This is a genomic window from Ohessyouella blattaphilus (assembly GCF_024721265.1).
Taxonomy (GTDB): domain Bacteria; phylum Bacillota; class Clostridia; order Lachnospirales; family Lachnospiraceae; genus Aequitasia; species Aequitasia blattaphilus_A.
This window is the reverse complement of sequence record NZ_JAMXOC010000012.1, coordinates 11,970-31,678: the sequence shown is the minus strand read 5'-3', so window position 1 is coordinate 31,678 and position 19,709 is coordinate 11,970. Positions and strand designations below refer to the sequence as shown.

The window sequence follows — 19,709 nt, the reverse complement described above, 5'->3', positions numbered from 1 at the left end:
AAAAAAAGTGAACTGTCATAAATCGGTCAGAGTGATATGATGAAAACAAGAAAAATCCTGGGATGAGAAAAACAAACTAAAAAGATTATTAGGAGGAATGTATGAAAAGAAGAATTGTTGCGGCATTACTAGCAGCAGCTATGGGAGTGACCATGTTAGCTGGCTGTGGCCAAAAAGAGGATACGAAGGCAGAAGCGAAGACTGAGTGGAAGGACGCAGACTATTCCGGAGAAGACCCACAACTAGAAAAGAAGGTTAAGATTCTTTCTATCTGGGCAGAAGATAATGATAACGGTATTTTACTAAATAAAATCTGTGAAGATTACAAGCAGAATGTCAATCCTAATTTTGAATGGGAATATGAAATGGTATCGGCTGACAACTTAACTCAGAGGATTGCTACCTTAGCAGCTTCCAATGATTTGCCAGACTTGTTTGCTTATGAGGCTGGTGCACCGCTGACCACCCTAAGCTTACAGAAGGAATTCGCCGTGACAGAGCCCCTCCTTTATACCATTGTCTTAGGTCATTCAGGTGCTGCACCGGCGACTCCGGAAGCTTTGATGGCTATGTGCCAGTTTTTACCAGCGGGAGCCCTTTGGGGCATTACCCATGCTTACCGTCAGGACTTTGGTATTATCGGGGCAGCCCTAGGCTTAGGAGCCAGTACGGTTCGGGTTGGCTTTGAAGATAGCGCTTACTTAACCCCGACCCAGACGGTCTCTCAAAATGTACCCTTAGTGGAGAAGACGGCCGCTCTAATCAGAGCAATGGATAAAGAAGTAATGACACCAACCCAGGCGCGAGCAAGCTTTCATCTTGGTGTCTGAAAGGAAAAGGAGACGAGGGAATGGCGGAACAATGGAAAGGTAAAATAATTGTACTTGATGACGACCCCACAGGCATCCAGACGGTTCATGACGTCTCGGTCTATACGGATTGGGAGAAGGAAAGTATCGCTGCAGGCTTTGCCGAGGAGCAATCAATGTTTTATATTCTGACGAATTCTCGGAGCTTTACGAAAGAGCAGACAACGAAGTGTCATCAGCAAATTATCAGGCGAATTATCGAAGTGGCAGAAGAAAGCGGACAAGATTTTCTCATTGTGAGCCGCGGGGACTCCACTCTGCGCGGTCATTATCCTCTGGAAACGGAGATTTTGCGTGCCGGACTTGAGGGCTTAGGTAGGCTAGTTGACGGCGAGGTTATCTGTCCTTTTTTTGCCGAGGGCGGTCGCTTTACCATCGATAATATTCATTACGTGAAGAGCGGCGAAGAGCTAATTCCTGCCGGGGAAACGGAATTTGCAAAAGATCGTACCTTTGGGTATCGGTCCTCGAATTTGACAAATTATATTGAAGAAAAGACAGAGGGTAAATACTTAGCTAAGGATGTGTGTGTGATTGACCTTGAGGATTTACGAGCAGGTAACGTGGAAAAGATTACTGGTCAACTCATGCAGGTGCATGATTTTAACAAAATCGTGGTCAACGCCGCTAGTTATGAGCACTTAGAAGTCTTTATGAAGGCCCTATATAAGGCTCTAGGATACGGAAAACGGTATTTGTATCGCACGGCAGCTAGCTTCGTGAAAGTAATCGGCAACATCACCGCCCGCCCGCTATTAACGAGGGTAGAGATGGTATCATCAGCGAGTGAAAATGGCGGGATTATCGTCGTCGGCTCCCATACGGCGAAGACTACGGCCCAGTTAGAGCAGCTAAAGGAAGTGCCAGGGCTTACGTTTGTTCAGTTCGATTCCGATACGGTATTAGAGGAAGAAGCCTTTCAACTAGAGACTAGTCGGGTACAAAAGCAGCTAGATACCTGTATTAAAGACGGCCGCACCGCTGTCGTATATACCAAACGAAAGGTTCTCTAACTAAGTGGTGATACGAAGGAAGCTGCTCTGCAGCGCTCGGTCAAGATATCCGGTGCCGTCCAATCCTTTGTGGAAAACTTAATTGTCGCCCCAGCGTTTATTATCGCTAAAGGCGGCATTACTTCTAGTGATATCGGCACGAAGGCTTTGGGTGTTAAAAAGGCGCGGGTACTAGGGCAGATTCGCCCAGGCATACCGGTGTGGCAGACGGGAGCAGAAAGCCGTTTTCCAGGAATTCCTTACGTTATCTTCCCAGGAAATGTGGGCGAAGATAGCACCCTAAGAGAAGCGGTAGAGACGCTGTTAGATAGTTGAAAATCATATTGTGATTAGAACCTAGATATATTAAAATGACAGTATTACCAAGGTAACTGATACGGCAAAAAAAAGACAGGAGGTTCTGAGAAAATGGGATTTTTACAAGGTAAAACAGCAATAATTACAGGGGCTGGTCGCGCAGTATTAAGCGACGGACGCTGTGGCTCCATCGGTTATGGTATCGCCACCGCTTATGCTAAGGAAGGTGCTAACCTAGTTATCACCGGTCGCAACGAAAAAAAGCTTGAAGAAGCTAAGGAAGAGTTAGAGCGCTTATACGGTATTAAGGTTCTAATCGTTCAGGCGGACGTAAATGCAGGAGCGGATAACGAGGCTGTCGTTCAAGGGGTAATCGATAAGACGATCGCCGAGTTTGGCAGTATTGACGTGCTAATAAACAATGCCCAGGCGTCAGCATCGGGAGTATCGATTGCCGAGCATACCACGGATAACTTCAATCTGGCTATGTATTCAGGACTATATGCAGCCTTTTACTACATGAAGGCCTGCTATCCACATCTGGTGAAGTCCAAAGGTTCTGTTATCAACTTTGCTTCTGGCGCTGGCCTTTTCGGTAATTACGGACAGTGTTCCTATGCCGCCGCCAAAGAAGGCATTCGCGGTCTTTCAAGGGTGGCAGCGACCGAGTGGGCGAAGGACGGCATCAATGTAAATGTGGTATGCCCACTGGCATGGACAGCGCAGCTAGAGCAGTTTCAAAAGGCCTATCCAGAGGCTTACGAGGCAAACGTACATACACCGCCTTGCGGGCATCTAGGGGATGCGGAACAAGAAATTGGGAGAGTGTGTGTTCAGCTTGCTTCTCCTGACTTTAAGTATATGACTGGAGAAACCCTAACCTTAGAAGGTGGTCTGGGACTTAGACCGTAATATTTGATTTGCATGTTTAAGGGGACTGTCGCACAACAGCCCCCTTTTCTATCTATTCCTTTTCTGAAAAAGCTTCATTTTTGTTTCTTGAATTCTCGCAGAAAATCTACTTGTCATAAGAACGCCCACTAACATTGTGCCAAAGGATAGTCCTAAGGCAAAGCTTGAAATGGCCTCATATGTTGGCGATTTATCAGTGATCTCTAGAAATAGCATTGCAATATAGAGAATAAACGCTAGGACTCCCAAAAGAAACACCCGATTGATTCGTCTTTTTAGTTTTTGTTCCTGTGCATTGCTGTAGTCGGCTACTTTATGTACCGTCTCTTCTAATTCTTTATTCATTTTCTCACGCTTCCTTTCTCCGTCTAGTAGTTGCCTTAAGTCGACTTCGTAATAATCAGCCAATTCCACTAAGACACTTAGGTCAGGCAGGTTACTTCCAGTTTCCCAACGAGAAACCGTTCGCCTCGAGACATTAAGATGCTCGGCGAGTTGTTCTTGGGTAAGTGCCTTTTCGCTTCGGAGTTCTTTTAAGAAGCCTCCGATTTTTTGCTGATTCATATGTTTGTACCTCCTTGCAATACTAGATTATCCCGATTAGGGAAAAAGAAACAGGACACAGAGCGAGCATTAGTTTTTTTCGCGGATGAGACAGGCCGTGTCTAGAGTTATCATACCATATATGGAATGATAATTCATTTTGAGCTAGAGGTTATTTTGACAAAATTAGAGTGTGATGGATTTGGAAAAGAGTACCAATTCCGCTGACTTTTTTTGGTATAAAAATCACAAATTTACTTTGTTTAATTGACAAAATAAGAGAAGTATTATATTCTGATTTCAAGAAATGGGAATGTTCCCAAAAAAATTTAATCCAAGTTGGGAATGTTCCCAAAAAACAAAACGAAAAGGAGAAGATGTATGAGAAAGAAAGTACTAGCTTTACTAATGTGTGGTGTGATGTTGATGTCCCTATTAACAGGATGTGGTGGTAAACAGTCAAATGGTTCAGAAAGCGAAGAGTCAAAAACGGATGGGGGTACTAAAATAGGAATTTCGGTACTTACTATGTCGGGGCAATTTTTTATTGATTTGGTTGCATCGGCAGAAGAAACTTTAAAAGCAAGTGGTGGCGAATTGCTTGTTAACGACGCAGATAACTCTTCAGAAACTCAAGTGGCAGCCATTGAAAATTTTATTTCGGCTAAAGTAGACGGAATTATTATTTGTGCGGTAGATCCGAAGGCTGTTGAGGTTGCCATAAAAGAAGCGAAAGAGGCGGGAATTGCAGTGGTTTGCTTGACCTCTAAAGTTGAGGGATATGATGCTTATGTAGGTGCCGATGAATATCAATTAGGTTATACCCAAGGTGAGGCAGTAGGAAAATGGATTGCGCAGAAGTGGGGAACAGATGAGAAAATTGAAGCGGCAACTCTCAACTATGATCTTTTAGAATCTGTAATTCAGAGAAAAAATGGGATTATGGAGGGAATTAAAGAATATGCACCCAATGTAGAATTTGTTGCTGATGCTACGGCAGCAGACCAAACAGAAGGCATGACGAACACAGAAAACTTCTTACAGGCAAATCCGAATATAAGAATGGTTTGTGGTGTGAGTGATGGTGCAGCGCTCGGTGCATATGAAGCCTTTAAAGCCAATCAAATGACAGACCCAGACAAATATATAATTGCCGGGGTGGATGCAACAGATGAAGCGCTCAATAAGATTAGTGAGGGTACGATATATCAATTTACAGTGGATCAAAATCCTAAAGCGACTGGAAAACAGTTGGTTGAAGTTTGTCAGGCAATTATAAACGGTGAAGATTATGAGAAAGATTATAGTCAGAATTTGGTAGCGGTAACACCCGATAATATTTCTGATTACAAATAGGAAAGAAGGAAAAAGTATGAACGCTGTATTACGGTTGGTGAATGTCTCAAAAACATATCCTGGTGTAAAGGCTCTTGCGGATGTTAGTTTGAAGATTTATCCAGGAGAGGTTCATGCATTGATGGGAGAAAATGGCGCAGGTAAATCAACCCTGATTAAAATTATATCTGGGGCAATCGAACCAGATTGTGGAGAAATATTTTTTGAAGAGGTTGTCTATTCCAAAATGAATCCGATTTTGTCACAAAAATTAGGCATAGGCGTTATCTATCAAGAGTTCAATCTAGTACCAGAACTATCCGTTGCCGAAAATATATATTTAGGAAAAAAGGTTAATAAGGGGGCACTTCTTAACAGAAACGAGATGGTTAGTAAAGCACAAAAGATAATCGATGAGTTTGGAATAGACATAGATGTTAGAAGGCCAGTAAAAGAATTGACGATTGCCTATCAACAATTAGTGGAGATTGCAAAAACACTTACCAACGATGTGAAGGTACTCATTATGGACGAGCCAACAGCGCCACTAACAAACCGTGAGACAGAAGCATTGTTTAGAATTGTGGCTCGCTTAAAGGAGCAAGGGATTGCAATCATCTATATCTCTCACCGAATGGAAGAAATATTTGAAATATCGCAGAAAGTATCTGTTTTACGAGATGGCAAATATGTGGATACCAAGAAAATTGAGCAGACGAGTCGAGAAGATTTGATTAGTCTGATGGTAGGCAGGACTCTGAATGAGCAATTTCCAACAGTCGAAAAGACTGTTGGAAGTGAGGCTCTGCGAGTAGAAGGATTATGTACGAAAGAGTTGCTAAGGAATATTAGCTTTACTTTACACGAAGGAGAAATCTTGGGTTTTGCAGGTCTAGTGGGAGCTGGACGAACAGAGACGGTAAGAGCGATATTTGGGGCGGATCCAATAAGCGCAGGTCGAATTTTTGTTGATAATAGGGAAGTGAAAATTGATAAACCTAAAACGGGGATTCGTAATGGGATTGCTTTGATTCCCGAGGATAGAAAGCACCAAGGTGCACTTTTAGAAATGAGTATAAAGGACAATATCTCTTTTATTTCGGTTGCAGACATATCAAGAGGGACGATAATAGATAGGAAAAAGGATAGAAATTTAGCTGTAAAATATATAGACACTCTGAAAATAAAAACACCAGATATAAATCAGAAGGTGAAAAATCTTTCCGGAGGAAATCAGCAGAAGGTTGTTCTGGCAAAATCGCTAGCAAGTAAATCAAATATCATAATATTTGACGAACCAACAAGAGGAATTGATGTCGGCGCAAAACAGGAAATTTATGCTTTGATGAATGAGTTGGTGTCACAAGGAATGGCCATAATTATGATTTCGTCAGAAATGCCCGAATTAATGGGAATGTCGGATCGCATTGTAGTGATGCATGAGGGTAAAATTACTGGAGAAGTTTCAAAAGAAGAAATGTCACAAGAATACATTCTAAAGCTGGCATCTGGATATAAAGAGGAGATAAAGTAGATGAGGAAAAAGGAGATTTTAAGAAAGTTTAGCACTTTGATACTCTTAGTTTTAGTTGTTGTATTTTTCTCTGTGATGACGGATTCTTTCTTAGCAGTTAAGAATGGGATAAATATACTAAGACAAGTGTCAGTGCTTAGCATTTTAGTGGTAGGAATGACGTTTGTAATTATATCTGGCGGAATGGATTTGTCAGTAGGATCAATGCTTGGTCTTTCAGGAGTAGTGTGTGCAAAGTTAATTACAGAGGCTGGTATTAGTCCAGTATTAAGTATCTTATTGACGTTATTAATTGCCGCATTAGTTGGTACGATAACAGGTATATTAATTGTCAAATTAAAGGTTCCTTCAATTGTCATAACGCTAGGAATGATGACGGTAATAAGAGGATTAGCATATATCATTTCTAATGGTTATCCGATATACGATATTCCAGATGAGGTTATTTATTTAGGACAGGGGTATGTAGGTGTTGTTCCAGTTCCAGTAATAGTAATGATTGTAATCGTATTTTTTGCCAATTTCATGCTAAACAGATCTTATGTAGGCAGATATTTATATGCAATTGGTGGCAATGAAGAGGCAGCAAGGCTTGGTGGCGTTGCAGTTAAGAAAATTGAAGTGGCATTATATACAATAAGTGCCTTTTTAGCTGGCGTTGCAGGCATTATCCTAATGGCACGTATTAGCTCAGGAGCACCAGCATCAGGTACGGGAATGGAAATGGATACCGTTACAGCAGCGGTTATTGGTGGTGTAAGTATTAACGGCGGTAAAGGTAAAATTATTGAGGCCTTTATTGGAGCGGTTATAATTGGCGTTTTGAGCAATGGCTTAACAATTATGAATATTGGCGAATATTATCAACAAGTTGTAAAGGGCATTGTGCTTATATTAGCGGTTGCTTTTGATACATTATCAAATAAAAAGGCTTAGGGGGCTTATTTATGAAATCAATTCTATGTTATGGAGATTCCAATACGTATGGGTTAATGCCAGATTTAAAAAATAGATATCCCAGGGATATAAGATGGACGGGAGTTTTGCAACAGCTATTGGGGGGAGAGCATTATGTAATTGAAGAGGGGCTAGGAGGACGTACAACTATCTGGGATGATCCTATTGAAGGAAATAAAAATGGAAAAAAATACTTACTTCCGTGTTTGGATAGTCACAAACCGTTGGATTTAGTGATAGTTATATTAGGAACGAATGATTTAAAAAGACGCTTTTCATTAACGAGTTATGATGTTGCCTTGAGTATGGGGAATTTACTAGATTCGATTAGCGCTACAAATGCAGGGGTTGATGAAAAGAGTCCCAAAGTTTTATTAGTAGCTCCTGTGCCGATGAAAGACGTTGATAATGAAGTGATGAATCTTATTTTTGAAAACTCAGAAGAAAGAAGTAAAAAGCTCGTTGATTATTTTAAGGCTATTGCAAAATCAAAAGAAGTTGAGTTTCTTGATGTAAGTGATAAAGTAGAGATCAGTAAAGAAGATGGAGTCCATTATAGTGCTAGGGGACATCGGCAAATGGCCGAATTAGTAGCCAAAAAAATCAGAGAGATATTATAGTTTATGTCGAAAGAAGTAGATATATTTAGTAACGTTAAATGCTAGTTGCAAAAACACCTCAATTTAGATAAGATTACGTTAGGGAACATTCCCGAATATGAATGTGAGGGACAGTATGATAACAATATTTGATGTTGCAAAAGAAGCTAATGTTTCTAAATCTACAGTATCGCGAGTTGTGAATAATGATCCTAGTGTTAAGGATGATACTCGGGTTAAAGTACAAGCAGCAATAAAAAAATTAAATTATGCTCCCAGTTTTTTTGCAAAAGGCATAAGAACAGGAAAGACAAAAACTATAGCGCTGTTAGTACCAGAATATACAAACATGTTTTACGGTGAAATGTTTAATGGTGTTGAAGATATGGCCTTTAAGAAGGGCTATGTAGTTGTTGTATGTAATACAGGAAATGCGACATCTGAAAAGGAGTATATTAATAAACTTTTAGAAAGAAATGTAGATGGTATTATATATAATACATATAATGCTAGTAAGAGCACGATTAATTTTTTGGAAAAGTTATCTCAAGAAACACCGGTTGTTGTGATGGATGAATTATTGGGAAGAAATTCAAATCTGAATTGTGTCTATACGGATGGTTATAATAGCAGTAGAGAAGCCGTTCATTACTTGACAAAGAAGGGCATTAAAGAAATTGGATATGTAAAAAACAATAAGAGTATACAGGCTACAAAATATCGCTATCAAGGATTTCTCCAAGGGCTTAAGGAGTGTAGGTTGAAGTATAAGAAGGAGTACATCTATGAATGCACTGAAGAGGCAAAATCAAATTACATGAAAGCTGGGAAGAAAGCAGGAGAGTATTTTTTATCGCTACAACGTAAACCGAGTGCAATTATGACAGATATAGATTTGTTGGCAATTGGTTGTTCTACTCAACTAATAGCAAATGGTATTAAAATTCCAGAGGAGATTAGTATAGTCGGTTTTGATAATATTGAATTAGGAGAGATATCGCACCCGGCTCTAACAACAATTGCTCAACCTACAAGAGAAATGGGATGTAAAGCCGCGGAAATTATTATTGATCAACTAGAAGGATCTGAGCGGCAGGTTGAGAAGATGGTTTTTACTGGCGAATTAATAGTTCGCGATACAACAATTTGATAAAAGAAAACCACAAAAGGGCTACCTAGATGGTGGTCCTTTTATAGTTTCTTCGTTTTCAAGTTTCTCAGATGAGACAGGCCGTGTCTAGAGTTATCATACCATATATGGTATTCTTACTTAAAGATATGAGATTTTGGAGGGAGTGTGGATTGGCTTTATGAAAGCGACAGTAGTTGTTGATAACATCAGTGCCGAAGGCCTTAAAGGGGAGTGGGGCTTATGCATTTATATTGAATACCGCGGTAAGAAAATTCTTTTGGATACAGGTGCGTCCCCCTTATTTGTCCAAAATGCAAAAGCATTAAATCTATCAATCGAAGATGTGGATATCGGCGTCTTGTCTCACGCCCATTACGATCACGGTAATGGAATTGGTACTTTTTTGGAGATGAATAAGAAAGCGACCTTTTATCTTCAGGACGGTTGCGAGGAGAATTGCTATGCCAGAAAATGGATTTTTCGCAAGTACATCGGTTTACCAAAAGGTGTACTTTCCACTTATAGGAAGCGAATAAAATACGCCTCGGGTAACTATCCGATTTGTGAGGGGGCTAGCCTTGTTTCCCACCGAACAGAAGGTTTGGAGAGTATCGGCAAGCGAGAAGGGATGTATCTAAAGCTAGCAACTGGCTGGGCACCAGATGATTTTTGCCACGAGCAAAGTATTGTCTTTGATACGACCGAGGGTCTAGTTATCTTTAATAGCTGTTCTCACGGCGGCGTAATCAATAGTATTCGCGAAGTATCCGCAGCGTATCCAGATAAAAAAGTAGTTGCCTATATAGGTGGCTTTCACTTGTATAATAAGCCAGAGGACGAGGTGCGCCGCTTAGCGCGAGCGATTAAGGAGACAGGAATTAAGTACATCTACACCGGACACTGCACAGGAAAGAACCCTTTCACATGGTTACAAGATGAGTTAGGCGAGATGGTGCAGCAGTTAAGGAGTGGGCTAGTGATGGAATTTGACGATATCGATATCTGCCAGGCGCGGGAAGAGGATTTAGATGCGATCTTAAAGCTACAGTACTTGGCGTACGAAAGTGAAGCCAGGTTAGTTGGTAGTGATGACATTCCGCCGCTTAAGCAAACGTTAGCAGAGGTAGAGGCTGAATACGCAAACGGCATTTTCCTAAAAGCCGTAAATAACCAGGGGCAAATTGTGGGCTCGGTCCGTGGCTATGTGAAAGCCGGCACTCTCTATATTGGTAAGCTGATGGTCCATCCGGATTGGCAAAGAAAGGGCATCGGTAGCCGCTTGTTGCGAGAGATAGAAAGCGTGTATCCGAAGCTTCGCTGTGAACTTTTTACTGGTACGTTGAGCGAAAAAAATATAAAATTATATGAAGGACTGGGATACGTAAGGTTTAAGACGAAAGTGATTTCGCCGAAACTAGAGTTCGTATACTTGGAGAAAACCAGGGGTAATGGAGGAGAACAGCGTGATTAAGACACCATTTTTTGATGCTAGTCTATTTTCAAAAGACAATGTAAATACTTCCCGTCAACTAGAAGTGGATTTGGTAAAGGTACTAGCGATTCTCACGATGGTGCTAGTGCATGTGTTTGAGTTTTCCTTTACTATCGATGATGTGGGGAAAACAGTGCCTATGTGGCTAACGCTTATCATTGAATTTTGCGGGGGACCGCTTTCGGCACCCCTTTTTATGACCGCTATGGGTGTCGGCATGGCCTATGCGAGAAAACAAGATGCTCTGTCATATGCCAGTCGGGGAAAAATCTTGATTAGGCAGGGATATCACTTGAATTTCTGGCGTGGCGGACTTCTGTATTTAGTTATTTATACCATTACGAAAAGCGATTCTTCGCTATTCTATGTTGTTCAGGGGATGCTAGTGCTTGACATTCTCCATTTTGCCGGAATGGCCTTCTTGTTTCTGGCCTTACTTAAGCTTCTAAAGATGAAGCCTTGGCAGATCTTGCTAGTAAGCGTGGTGATGGAAGTGATTGCCACCCTGATGCCGCCGGTGGCAGCGGACTCGGTGCTAGGCGCAGGGGTGCTGGGACTAGTATTCTTTCAGAACCAGTACACGACCTTTCCCTTGTTTTCTTGGTTTATCTATCCGGCCATCGGCTACTTTTTTGGCCATATGCTGTTGCGGGTAACGGATAAAAAGCGTTTTTATCAGCGCATACTAATAGCCGCGGCAGGTGTTTTTATCGCGTATACAGGGGTGCTACAAGCCCTTCGCTATGACCTTACCGAGATCTTTTTGGGGCATGGCTACTACGCCCAAGGTCTTCTGCGGGCCACGTGGATCCTCCCCATATGCGCGCTAGTATATAGCCTATTTTACTTCATTTCGCCTGTGGTTAAGGGGAAAGGGAAAAAGTTGGCAGAATTTATCAGTAGCAAGGTGAATGATATCTACATTGCTCAGTGGATTCTCATTACGTGGACTTGTACGATTCTGGCAGAGTATATAGCTCCTACCGTAGGAAGTGTGATGGCACTAGTTTGTATTATTACCGTGCTGAGTGTGGTGTTGGCATATGGGAGGAGTCGGAGAGATGGCAGATTTTTCAAATATAAAAAATAGATTACTCGCTCAAGAGGTTGAAGAGCGAATAGTCAGTTACATTTTTTCGGAGCCCATTCCGGTAGGGGGGAAACTACCGAATGAGTTTAAACTAGGGGAAATGTTTGGAGCTGGTCGGAGTACAGTGAGAGAAGCCGTAAAGTCGCTGGTTTCTAAGGGGATGCTGGAGATTAGACGAGGATCAGGGACTTATGTAGCTGACAATTCAAGGCCGCTTGAGGATCCTTTGGGTTTGGGGGGAATAGAGGATAAGATTTCCTTAGCCCTTGATTTAGTTGATGTTCGTATTATGTTAGAGCCAGGGATTGCTGGACTTGCGGCATTGAATGCGACAAAAGAGGAAATAATTACTTTAGAGAAATTATGTGATTTGGTAGAGAAAAAGATTAAGAATGATGAACCTTATATTCAAGAGGATATTCAGTTTCATGCATATATTGCCGAGTGCTCGAAGAATAAAGTGGTGGAACAATTGATCCCTATTATCGATACGGCAGTGTTGATGTTTGTCAATGTAACGCATAAGAAATTAATTGATGAAACGATAATGACGCATCGTAATGTCGTGGAGGCAATCAAAGAACGAGACCCTGTTGGGGCCAAGACAGCGATGATGATGCACATGACGTTTAATCGAAATATGATAAAGTTATTAGAGAAAGAAAAGTAATTTGAAAAGGAGAAAGACGTCAGATGTCTTTCTCCTTTTTTTATGGTTTGAAGCTAGAATAAGTGATAAGAAGAGGATATAAGGCTGAAAAGTATAAAATATCACTAAAATTTTATAACTGATTTTATTCAAAAAGTAGAAACACATCTGATGAGTTGACGTGAAAATGAGAGGGAGTATAATTAAAAAACGTAGGACGTCACACATTTAATAGAGAGGAAAATAATGAATGAAGCAATTGAGAACAGGAATTGTTGGCTGTGGGAAAGTTGGGGATTTTCACGCCAAAGCGTTTGCAAAGCTTGAAAATAGCGACTTTATAGCCGTATGTGGTCGTGACTTAGAAAAGACAGAGGTCTTTGCTAGTCGCTATGGGGTTAAGGCTTATGTAGATGTTGAAACCATGATTAAGGAATGCAAATTAGATGTGGTGAGTATCTGTACGCCACATCCTCTTCATGCGGATTCAGCAGTAATTGCTGCTGATTGTGGCTGTCATGTTTTAATTGAGAAGCCATTAGCGACAAGCCTTGAGGATTGTGACCGGATTATTGAAGCAGGCAAACGTAATCGCGTGACGATAGGAACGATGGTACAACGCCGTTTTTATCGTCCATGCATGCGTATTCATGAAGCGATTGAAGCAGGGAAGATTGGAAAGCCAGTACTGGGGATGGTAACCATGCTTGGCTGGCGTGATCAGGAGTATTACGAAAGCGATCCTTGGCGCGGCACTTGGGATGGTGAAGGTGGTGGAGTTTTGGTGAATCAAGCACCTCATCAGATTGATTTGTTGCAATGGTATATGGGAGAAGTGGAGGAAATCTATGGAGTATGCAAGAATCTAAATCATCCTTATATCGAAGTGGAAGATACGGCAGCAGCAGTTATTAAGTTTAAAAATGGTGGTATCGGTAACATTGTCGTATCTAATAGTCAGAACCCAGCACTGTATGGGAAGGTTCACGTTTTTGGGGAAAATGGCGCTGGCATCGGCGTTCAGACAGATGGTGGAGCGATGTTTGTAGCTGGAATGTCTACCATTACCGAGGCTCCTTATAACGATCTCTGGACAGTTGCGGGAGAAGAACAGGAGCTAGAGAAATGGAAAACCGCAGACACCGAATTTTTCAACAGCGTTGATTCAATGTACTATTACCATCAGGAACAAGTTAAGGATTTTCTTGATGCTATCTTGAACGGAAAACGACCCTTAGTAGATGCTGAGGAGGGGCGGAAGACGGTGGAAATATTTACAGGTATTTACCGAGCGACAAAGACGAATAGTGTCATCAAATTTCCCATTAAGTAAGGAAAGGATGAACTAAGTGAAGATTTCTTATAACGAAGCCACAGCGATGGGGTGCTCGAATCTTAAAAGCGATTTAGAACTGTGTGAAAAAGAGGGATTTGATTACATCGAAATCCGCATGGATATGCTAAAAGAGTATCTGCAGCATCACACAGTCAGCGAGTTAGCAGACTTTTTTGCGAATAGTCGACTAAAACCACACGCAATCAATGCTCTTTATCTATACCCGGAATTTTTAAGCGATCAGGACGAGCCAGAACGCTGTAAGGAACTTTTGGCAGAATTTACTTTTGGATGTCAAATTGGGGAAGCAATAGGTAGTAAGGAGTATATCATTGTGCCCCCACTACAAAGAGAGCCTAAGGGCGGCCCCTTTATCGGAAATGTTGAAGAGACAAAAGAAAATTGCGTCCGGATTTTAAGCCGCTTGGGTACTATAGCAAAAAAATATAATATTAAACTTTGTTTTGAACTGGTGGGGTTTGAACGAAGTAGCGTTCGGACGGTAGCAGAAGCAGATGCGATTATTCGTGCAGTGGCGATGGAAAATGTCGGGTTTGTATTTGATTCGTACAATTTATATTTGTATCAGGGAACGAATGAATTTTCTGCATTAAGACAGGTTCAGGCGGAGAAGATATTTGCCGTTCATTTGATGAGCGGTCTTAATGTGCCTGCCGCAGAACGAGGACAGGATAAACGTTGTTTTGCTGATGGCGGTGTTGTTGATGTTGATGATTTTCTACAAACACTAAAAGCGATTGGCTACGACGGTATGGTTTCAGTGGAAACCTTTAACCCAGATTACTGGTGTCAGAACCGGGAATGGGTAATTCATAAAGCATATGAAACAACCAGAGAAGTATTACAAAGAAATGGTTGTATATAGGAGGAATGGTATGTCACCTACATCATTTATAATTATGCTGGTTGCAGCGATTGTTATTTTGACGGTCTTAACGTTGAAATTTAAAATGCATCCAGTAATGACGTTATTTATAACGGCTGTTTTTATCGGAATTGTATCCGGCAAGTCGTTAGTCGCAACATTTGGTTCCATTAAAGAATATTTCGGTTCTACCCTTGGTAGCATCGGGGTGATGATTATTTTTGGGGCGGTTATTGCTTCGGGAATTGCAGATACTGGAGCCGCGACAAGTATTGTTAACTTTTTTATTCGTCTTTTCAAAGGAAAGCGTTTGGAATTGGCGCCGTCATTAACGGGATTTATTATGAGTATTCCTGTTTTTGGCGATATTGCGATTATCTTGAATGCGCCGATTTCAGCTATCTTAGCGAAACGTAAAAACATGAGTATGACCCAGATAGCTCCTTTTGTTAATCTTGGTCTTACCCTTACTCACGGATTGGTACCACCAACACCAGGGGTGCTAGCGGTAGCAGTTATGTTACAAGCGGATATCGGAACGGTACTAGTATGGGGCCTTGTATGTAGTATTGTGGCATTTGCGGTTTGTTATTTTGGCTTAGCACCGTTGTATGCAAAGGGTGAATACATCGAGCCATTAGCTGATTATACGGAAGGAATCGAGACGGTTGATGACAGTGCTTCTGTTGAAAAATTACTGATTAAAGAAGACAATGCGCCGAAGGCGTTTATGTCATTTTTACCACTTTTACTTCCAGCAGTTATGATTGCCATCGGTTCCATTGGTAAATTAATGGTTGCCGAGGGTAGTATGGCATTTAACTTCTTTACCACGATTGGCGACACCGTTCTTGCGTTGTTCTGTGGGATTCTCGTCCTAGGATTCCTAGTATTTAAACGTAAAGACAAGGTCATTATGAAGGCGAATGAAGCAACAGGTACGAATGAGTTGAACAAAAGTAGTAGCTGGAGCGAGATTGTCTTTGGAAACTGGGTTAGCCGTGCACTTAAAATTGCTATTGGCGCTTTGCTCATCACCGCAATGGGTGGTGCAATGGGCGGTATCTTACGCGAGAATGAAGCGATTATTGAAATCGGTAATACTGTTGCGGGTATGAATTTCCCATCTATCATAGTACCATTTTTATTGGCGGCTATTTTAATGACCGTCTGTGGTTCGATGACAACTGCGTCTATGACAGCTGCTGCTTTAATGGTAGAGTTGGTACCTGTCTTAGGGCTGAGTCCAGTGGTTGCTACTCTTGCTATTGGCGCCGGTTCCATGGTGGGCTGGCATGTAAATAACAGTGGATTCTGGATTTTCACATCTTTATATGGCTTCAATACCAAGCAAGGTCTTAAGTACTTTACGACTACCAACGCTTTAGGCGGAATTGTAGCATTTATCTGTCTAGCAGGTCTAACAATGGTAGGGCTTGTTCATTAAAAATAATAAAGAAAAAAAGCATAGCAAAAGGGTCACCGATTTCGGTGACCCTTTTGCTATATCGGTTTTACTTGTTTTTGTGATAGAATATGAGTATGTGAAAAGTATAGGATGTATAAAGCAGAGGTGAAGAAGGTGACAGTAGATAATTATCAGGAAGGTTTAAAGAAGGCTAGGGGACTGATAAAAGCGGATTTGGTACTGAAAAATGCCAAGGTTTTTATGTCCCATACCGGTGAGTTTGTCGAAGGGGATGTGGCGATTGCTGGTGGTGTTTTCCTAGGTGTGGGCGAATATGTTGGCGAAGAGGAAATCGATCTCGCAGGGAAATGGCTAGTGCCAGGGCTAATTGATAGTCACTTGCATGTAGAGTCGACGCTGGTAACGCCTAGTGAACTGGTAGCCCAGGCGACGAAGAAGGGGACGACCACCTTTATTGTGGATCCTCATGAATCGGCCAATGTCTCTGGGACTAAGGGTATCGATTATATTCTAGAAGAAACGGAAGACGCCCAGGCCAATGTCTATGTGATGATGCCGTCGTGTGTTCCGTCGACTCATGTAGATGATAATGGGGCTCATCTCTCTGCCGATAAAATGGCGCACTATCTTGATAACCCCCGGATATTAGGACTGGGAGAAGTGATGGATGCGACTGCCGTTATTACCGGGGATTCGGAGATGACGAAGAAGTTAGAGCTTTTTAGAGACAAAGTGAAGGATGGCCACGCACCCTTCCTTTCGGATAAGGATCTGGCAGCGTATACTTTCGCGGGAATTACCACAGATCACGAGTGCGTTGTCTACGAATACGCGATGAAAGAGTGTCGCAGCGGCATGTATGTCTTGATTCGGGAAGGCAGTGCCGCGAGGAATCTTGAGGCGATCGTCACCGGAATTGTGGAAAACCAGACGGATACTTCTGGCTTTTGCTTCTGTACAGATGATAAGCATATTGAAGAAATCCATAAAGAAGGCCATATTAATTACAATGTAAAACGGGCAGTGGAGCTAGGACTGCCGATTCAAAAAGCCCTGCAAATGGCCACCATTCAGGCTGCCAGGTGTTACGGACTTAAGCACCTAGGAGCAATTGCTCCTGGGTATCAGGCGGACTTTGTCGTTCTTGATGACTTAGAAGAGATGCAGGTTCACTCCGTTTACTTTAAGGGGAAGGTAGTGAGTGACCAAGAAGATAAAGCGATAAAAAGCTATGATCCGGAACTAAAAAATACAATTAGAATTTGTGACTTTACTGCAGATAAATTAGTACTTGACCACGAAGAAACAAGGGCCCATGTTATCCAGATGTTCGAGGGACAGATTATTACTGAAGACTCCCTAGAAGAGGTCCCTTATGCTATGCAGGACGGAAAGAAAGTCTTTTCTCCAGATGATGTCTACCAAAAGATTGCGGTGGTGGAGCGGCATAAGCATACGGGAATGGTTGGTGTAGGAATTGTCAAAGGATTTGGTATTCGTGGTGGTGCTATTGCTTCTAGCGTATCTCATGATTCGCATAATATTATCGTCGCCGGCGATAACGATAGCGACATGATGTTAGCGGTGGAGGAGCTGATGCGCACAGGTGGCGGGTATACCATCGTCTGCGACGGTAAAGTATACGAGACGCTACCGCTACCGATTATGGGTTTAATGAGCGATGAAGGCTACAAGATGGTGGATAAGCATCTTGAGAGAATGATTCCGAAGGCTCATGCAATGGGGATACCAGAGGGAATGGAGCCATTTATTACCCTTTCCTTTATGGCCCTTCCTGTGATTCCGGAGATTAGGATTACCCCGAGAGGCACGTATTTGGTAAAGGAAGATAGGATGCTTAAGAGCCCTTTTATATAGGAGTAGTTTTGGAACCCTATCTTTTGATTATCTTTCGAATTTTGAAAGTAGAAAACAAAAACCTACGGAAAAGCATGTGTTTATAGCGATTCTAAAGGGAATATATCTTTTGATTATCTTTTGAAAGGGATAAAATATTGGTGAAGTGTATAATATAGGAGACGACTATGGAAGTTTCAAAAAGAGATTGGAAATTATTCAGACAAAGAATTGCAGGCTGGCAAGAGGGATATATGGAGAAGCTGAATGAGGAATATATTCGGATTCTCCAAGGAGAAGGAAAGTCCTCTGACAAGTTTTGGGAGCTAGAAAAGCGAGTTAAAAAGGATAAGAAGCACCCAGGAGTGCTCATAGAGCTAAATAAGCATAATATGGTTTTTGATGTGGTTGCGCTTATTAGAGATAAGGCGATATCTGTCGATGATTTAGAAGGATTTAGTGAGGATTTCACCGATATGGTTCAATTTTTTCTGGAAAGGTAGAGTTGTATGGGTACAAAAATAGCCTTATATTACCTACTAGCAATTAATACCATCTCGTTTCTTATCTTTACCCTAGATAAGTACCAAGCGGTTCGCCATAGAGCGAGAATCTCCGAAGCGACGCTACTGGGTCTGACAATTATTGGTGGCTCCCTTGGTGGTCTCTTGGGAATGTATATCTGTAGACACAAAATCCGTAAAAAGAAGTTTGTTCTTGGCATTCCTTTGATTTTCGTGGTGCAACTTATTGGTGGATACTTTGTAGGAGGACGATTATGATAACTCTAAATGATTACTTATATTCTGGTGACACAGTGTTAAGCATTTTGCGCAAATACGCGGCGGATCTAAAGAAGGCGTCCTTAGCGAATCATAATAGCATTGACATGGTTCATTGCAATTTCCTCTTGCAGCAGATCGATATGCTTGAGCATAATGACTTTCTAACTTCTCAGTCCCAAAGAATTAGAGAGCTTTATAAGCTGATGGCAGCAGAGTACCCGTATCTAGCCTTTACCTTTAAAGGGCGGATTAAATCGGTTATTCGCACCGAAGGAAAGTTTAACGGCTATATTGTTACGTACATCTACAATTACTACAAAAAATACAAGAAGTATCCGTCGATTGCCGCTATAAAGCAGCATCTTAGTTGCTTTAGAGATTTGATCGCCTATCGGATTGTGGTATCTTTGCCAAAGTGTCATGTAAAGCCAGGCGGTAACCGGGAAGAAATCGAGAGGGATTTGCTGTATCAGGTGGCTAATATTATCCCTGAATTTTTGGAAGAGCGGGGGTTTACGGTGCAGGTCTCTGAGCTAGAAGGGGGAAGGTATTCGGCTAGATTAAAAGAAAGCTTGCGGCCCTATTACCGAGACTATATTGAGAATCCCGATGCCAGTGGCTACCAGTCTCTTCATTTGACTCTTTATGACAATCTGGCCAGATGCTATATCGAAGTGCAGCTACGCACCAAAGAGATGGATGACTATGCGGAGATTGGCCCAGCAAATCATATCGGCTATGAGAAGCAGCAAGAAATGGAGCGGACCCGCAGGGACGAGATTCCTATAGGCGAATGCCTCTATTTTGACGAGGCTTATGAGCGAAGCGTCCGCCTTCACGAGCTGGAGCTAGCAAAAGTAGATGTAAATATGTTTGGTGCTAGTAGTAATAGCGTAGTGAATGATGGATGCGGGCTCTATCGCGGGCGCTTAATTTTGCCATTCGAGCATTTGTCACGGTTTCAAAACGATCTTATTGACTAGCTAGCTTATAA

18 protein-coding genes and 1 pseudogene are annotated in these 19,709 nt (G+C 41.9%); 18 read left to right on the top strand and 1 reads right to left on the bottom strand.

What is annotated here, in order from left to right; translation table 11 throughout:
• The first annotated feature begins 101 nt into the window (after window positions 1-101).
• The 3 genes and pseudogenes from NHH16_RS08865 to NHH16_RS08855 all read left to right on the top strand — a co-directional run bounded on the left by NHH16_RS08865 (window position 102) and on the right by NHH16_RS08855 (window position 3,091).
• Window positions 102-830 (top strand): 3-keto-5-aminohexanoate cleavage protein, encoded by a 729-nt coding sequence (locus NHH16_RS08865; RefSeq protein WP_262069240.1) that lies wholly within the window; start codon window positions 102-104, stop codon window positions 828-830.
• 41 nt (window positions 831-871) lie between these two features.
• Window positions 872-2,197 (top strand): annotated as a pseudogene (locus NHH16_RS08860) (four-carbon acid sugar kinase family protein); the annotation flags it as partial.
• A 93-nt stretch (window positions 2,198-2,290) separates the two neighbouring features.
• Window positions 2,291-3,091 carry an SDR family NAD(P)-dependent oxidoreductase gene (locus NHH16_RS08855; protein ID WP_262069239.1) on the top strand — a complete coding sequence of 267 codons (801 nt, stop codon included), beginning with the start codon at window positions 2,291-2,293 and terminating at the stop codon, window positions 3,089-3,091.
• Window positions 3,092-3,139: 48 nt separating this feature from the next.
• Here the strand turns inward: NHH16_RS08855 and NHH16_RS08850 are convergent, their stop codons facing one another.
• Complete coding sequence (locus tag NHH16_RS08850) at window positions 3,140-3,655, bottom strand: helix-turn-helix domain-containing protein (RefSeq protein ID WP_262069238.1); 516 nt, start codon at window positions 3,653-3,655, stop codon at window positions 3,140-3,142.
• Between the two features lie 360 nt (window positions 3,656-4,015).
• On the opposite strand from NHH16_RS08850, the gene NHH16_RS08845 reads away from it, so the two are divergent.
• The 15 genes from NHH16_RS08845 to NHH16_RS08775 all read left to right on the top strand — a co-directional run bounded on the left by NHH16_RS08845 (window position 4,016) and on the right by NHH16_RS08775 (window position 19,698).
• Window positions 4,016-4,990, top strand: coding sequence for a sugar ABC transporter substrate-binding protein (locus NHH16_RS08845; protein WP_262069237.1), 975 nt, complete (start codon window positions 4,016-4,018; stop codon window positions 4,988-4,990).
• Between the two features lie 16 nt (window positions 4,991-5,006).
• Complete coding sequence (locus tag NHH16_RS08840; RefSeq protein ID WP_262069236.1) at window positions 5,007-6,503, top strand: sugar ABC transporter ATP-binding protein; 1,497 nt, start codon at window positions 5,007-5,009, stop codon at window positions 6,501-6,503.
• Window positions 6,504-7,439: an ABC transporter permease gene (locus NHH16_RS08835; RefSeq protein ID WP_262069235.1), complete on the top strand. Its 936-nt coding sequence runs from the start codon at window positions 6,504-6,506 to the stop codon at window positions 7,437-7,439.
• Between the two features lie 11 nt (window positions 7,440-7,450).
• Window positions 7,451-8,080, top strand: a complete 630-nt coding sequence (locus tag NHH16_RS08830) for an SGNH/GDSL hydrolase family protein (protein WP_262069234.1) — start codon at window positions 7,451-7,453, stop codon at window positions 8,078-8,080.
• Window positions 8,081-8,195: 115 nt separating this feature from the next.
• Window positions 8,196-9,209 (top strand): LacI family DNA-binding transcriptional regulator, encoded by a 1,014-nt coding sequence (locus NHH16_RS08825; RefSeq protein ID WP_262069233.1) that lies wholly within the window; start codon window positions 8,196-8,198, stop codon window positions 9,207-9,209.
• Between the two features lie 160 nt (window positions 9,210-9,369).
• Window positions 9,370-10,662: a GNAT family N-acetyltransferase gene (locus NHH16_RS08820; protein ID WP_262069232.1), complete on the top strand. Its 1,293-nt coding sequence runs from the start codon at window positions 9,370-9,372 to the stop codon at window positions 10,660-10,662.
• Window positions 10,655-11,773 (top strand): DUF1624 domain-containing protein, encoded by a 1,119-nt coding sequence (locus NHH16_RS08815; RefSeq protein ID WP_262069231.1) that lies wholly within the window; start codon window positions 10,655-10,657, stop codon window positions 11,771-11,773. Before NHH16_RS08820 ends, NHH16_RS08815 begins: the two co-directional genes overlap by 8 nt.
• A complete protein-coding gene (locus NHH16_RS08810; protein WP_262069230.1) occupies window positions 11,745-12,443 on the top strand; it encodes a FadR/GntR family transcriptional regulator in 699 nt (232 codons plus the stop codon). Before NHH16_RS08815 ends, NHH16_RS08810 begins: the two co-directional genes overlap by 29 nt.
• Window positions 12,444-12,672: 229 nt before the next feature.
• Window positions 12,673-13,755 carry a Gfo/Idh/MocA family protein gene (locus tag NHH16_RS08805; RefSeq protein ID WP_262069229.1) on the top strand — a complete coding sequence of 361 codons (1,083 nt, stop codon included), beginning with the start codon at window positions 12,673-12,675 and terminating at the stop codon, window positions 13,753-13,755.
• 16 nt (window positions 13,756-13,771) lie between these two features.
• On the top strand, window positions 13,772-14,644 hold the full coding sequence (locus tag NHH16_RS08800) for a sugar phosphate isomerase/epimerase family protein (protein ID WP_262069228.1): 873 nt from the start codon (window positions 13,772-13,774) through the stop codon (window positions 14,642-14,644).
• Window positions 14,645-14,654: 10 nt separating this feature from the next.
• Window positions 14,655-16,091 (top strand): GntP family permease, encoded by a 1,437-nt coding sequence (locus NHH16_RS08795; protein WP_262069227.1) that lies wholly within the window; start codon window positions 14,655-14,657, stop codon window positions 16,089-16,091.
• 111 nt (window positions 16,092-16,202) lie between these two features.
• Window positions 16,203-17,951 (top strand): adenine deaminase, encoded by a 1,749-nt coding sequence (ade, locus tag NHH16_RS08790; RefSeq protein ID WP_262069226.1) that lies wholly within the window; start codon window positions 16,203-16,205, stop codon window positions 17,949-17,951.
• A 167-nt stretch (window positions 17,952-18,118) separates the two neighbouring features.
• Window positions 18,119-18,433, top strand: coding sequence for a multidrug transporter (locus NHH16_RS08785; RefSeq protein WP_262069225.1), 315 nt, complete (start codon window positions 18,119-18,121; stop codon window positions 18,431-18,433).
• A 6-nt stretch (window positions 18,434-18,439) separates the two neighbouring features.
• Window positions 18,440-18,712, top strand: a complete 273-nt coding sequence (locus tag NHH16_RS08780) for a DUF1294 domain-containing protein (protein WP_262069224.1) — start codon at window positions 18,440-18,442, stop codon at window positions 18,710-18,712.
• Window positions 18,709-19,698: a nucleotidyltransferase family protein gene (locus NHH16_RS08775; RefSeq protein WP_262069223.1), complete on the top strand. Its 990-nt coding sequence runs from the start codon at window positions 18,709-18,711 to the stop codon at window positions 19,696-19,698. Before NHH16_RS08780 ends, NHH16_RS08775 begins: the two co-directional genes overlap by 4 nt.
• Window positions 19,699-19,709: the final 11 nt, after the last annotated feature.

Coding starts and splice junctions, on each gene's coding strand:
- NHH16_RS08865 (WP_262069240.1), top strand. CDS start 102: ATGAAAAGAAGAATTGTTGCGGCATTACTAGCAGCAGCTATGGGAGTG.
- NHH16_RS08855 (WP_262069239.1), top strand. CDS start 2,291: ATGGGATTTTTACAAGGTAAAACAGCAATAATTACAGGGGCTGGTCGC.
- NHH16_RS08850 (WP_262069238.1), bottom strand. CDS start 3,655: ATGAATCAGCAAAAAATCGGAGGCTTCTTAAAAGAACTCCGAAGCGAA.
- NHH16_RS08845 (WP_262069237.1), top strand. CDS start 4,016: ATGAGAAAGAAAGTACTAGCTTTACTAATGTGTGGTGTGATGTTGATG.
- NHH16_RS08840 (WP_262069236.1), top strand. CDS start 5,007: ATGAACGCTGTATTACGGTTGGTGAATGTCTCAAAAACATATCCTGGT.
- NHH16_RS08835 (WP_262069235.1), top strand. CDS start 6,504: ATGAGGAAAAAGGAGATTTTAAGAAAGTTTAGCACTTTGATACTCTTA.
- NHH16_RS08830 (WP_262069234.1), top strand. CDS start 7,451: ATGAAATCAATTCTATGTTATGGAGATTCCAATACGTATGGGTTAATG.
- NHH16_RS08825 (WP_262069233.1), top strand. CDS start 8,196: ATGATAACAATATTTGATGTTGCAAAAGAAGCTAATGTTTCTAAATCT.
- NHH16_RS08820 (WP_262069232.1), top strand. CDS start 9,370: ATGAAAGCGACAGTAGTTGTTGATAACATCAGTGCCGAAGGCCTTAAA.
- NHH16_RS08810 (WP_262069230.1), top strand. CDS start 11,745: ATGGCAGATTTTTCAAATATAAAAAATAGATTACTCGCTCAAGAGGTT.
- NHH16_RS08805 (WP_262069229.1), top strand. CDS start 12,673: ATGAAGCAATTGAGAACAGGAATTGTTGGCTGTGGGAAAGTTGGGGAT.
- NHH16_RS08795 (WP_262069227.1), top strand. CDS start 14,655: ATGTCACCTACATCATTTATAATTATGCTGGTTGCAGCGATTGTTATT.
- ade (WP_262069226.1), top strand. CDS start 16,203: ATGTATAAAGCAGAGGTGAAGAAGGTGACAGTAGATAATTATCAGGAA.
- NHH16_RS08785 (WP_262069225.1), top strand. CDS start 18,119: ATGGAAGTTTCAAAAAGAGATTGGAAATTATTCAGACAAAGAATTGCA.
- NHH16_RS08780 (WP_262069224.1), top strand. CDS start 18,440: ATGGGTACAAAAATAGCCTTATATTACCTACTAGCAATTAATACCATC.
- NHH16_RS08775 (WP_262069223.1), top strand. CDS start 18,709: ATGATAACTCTAAATGATTACTTATATTCTGGTGACACAGTGTTAAGC.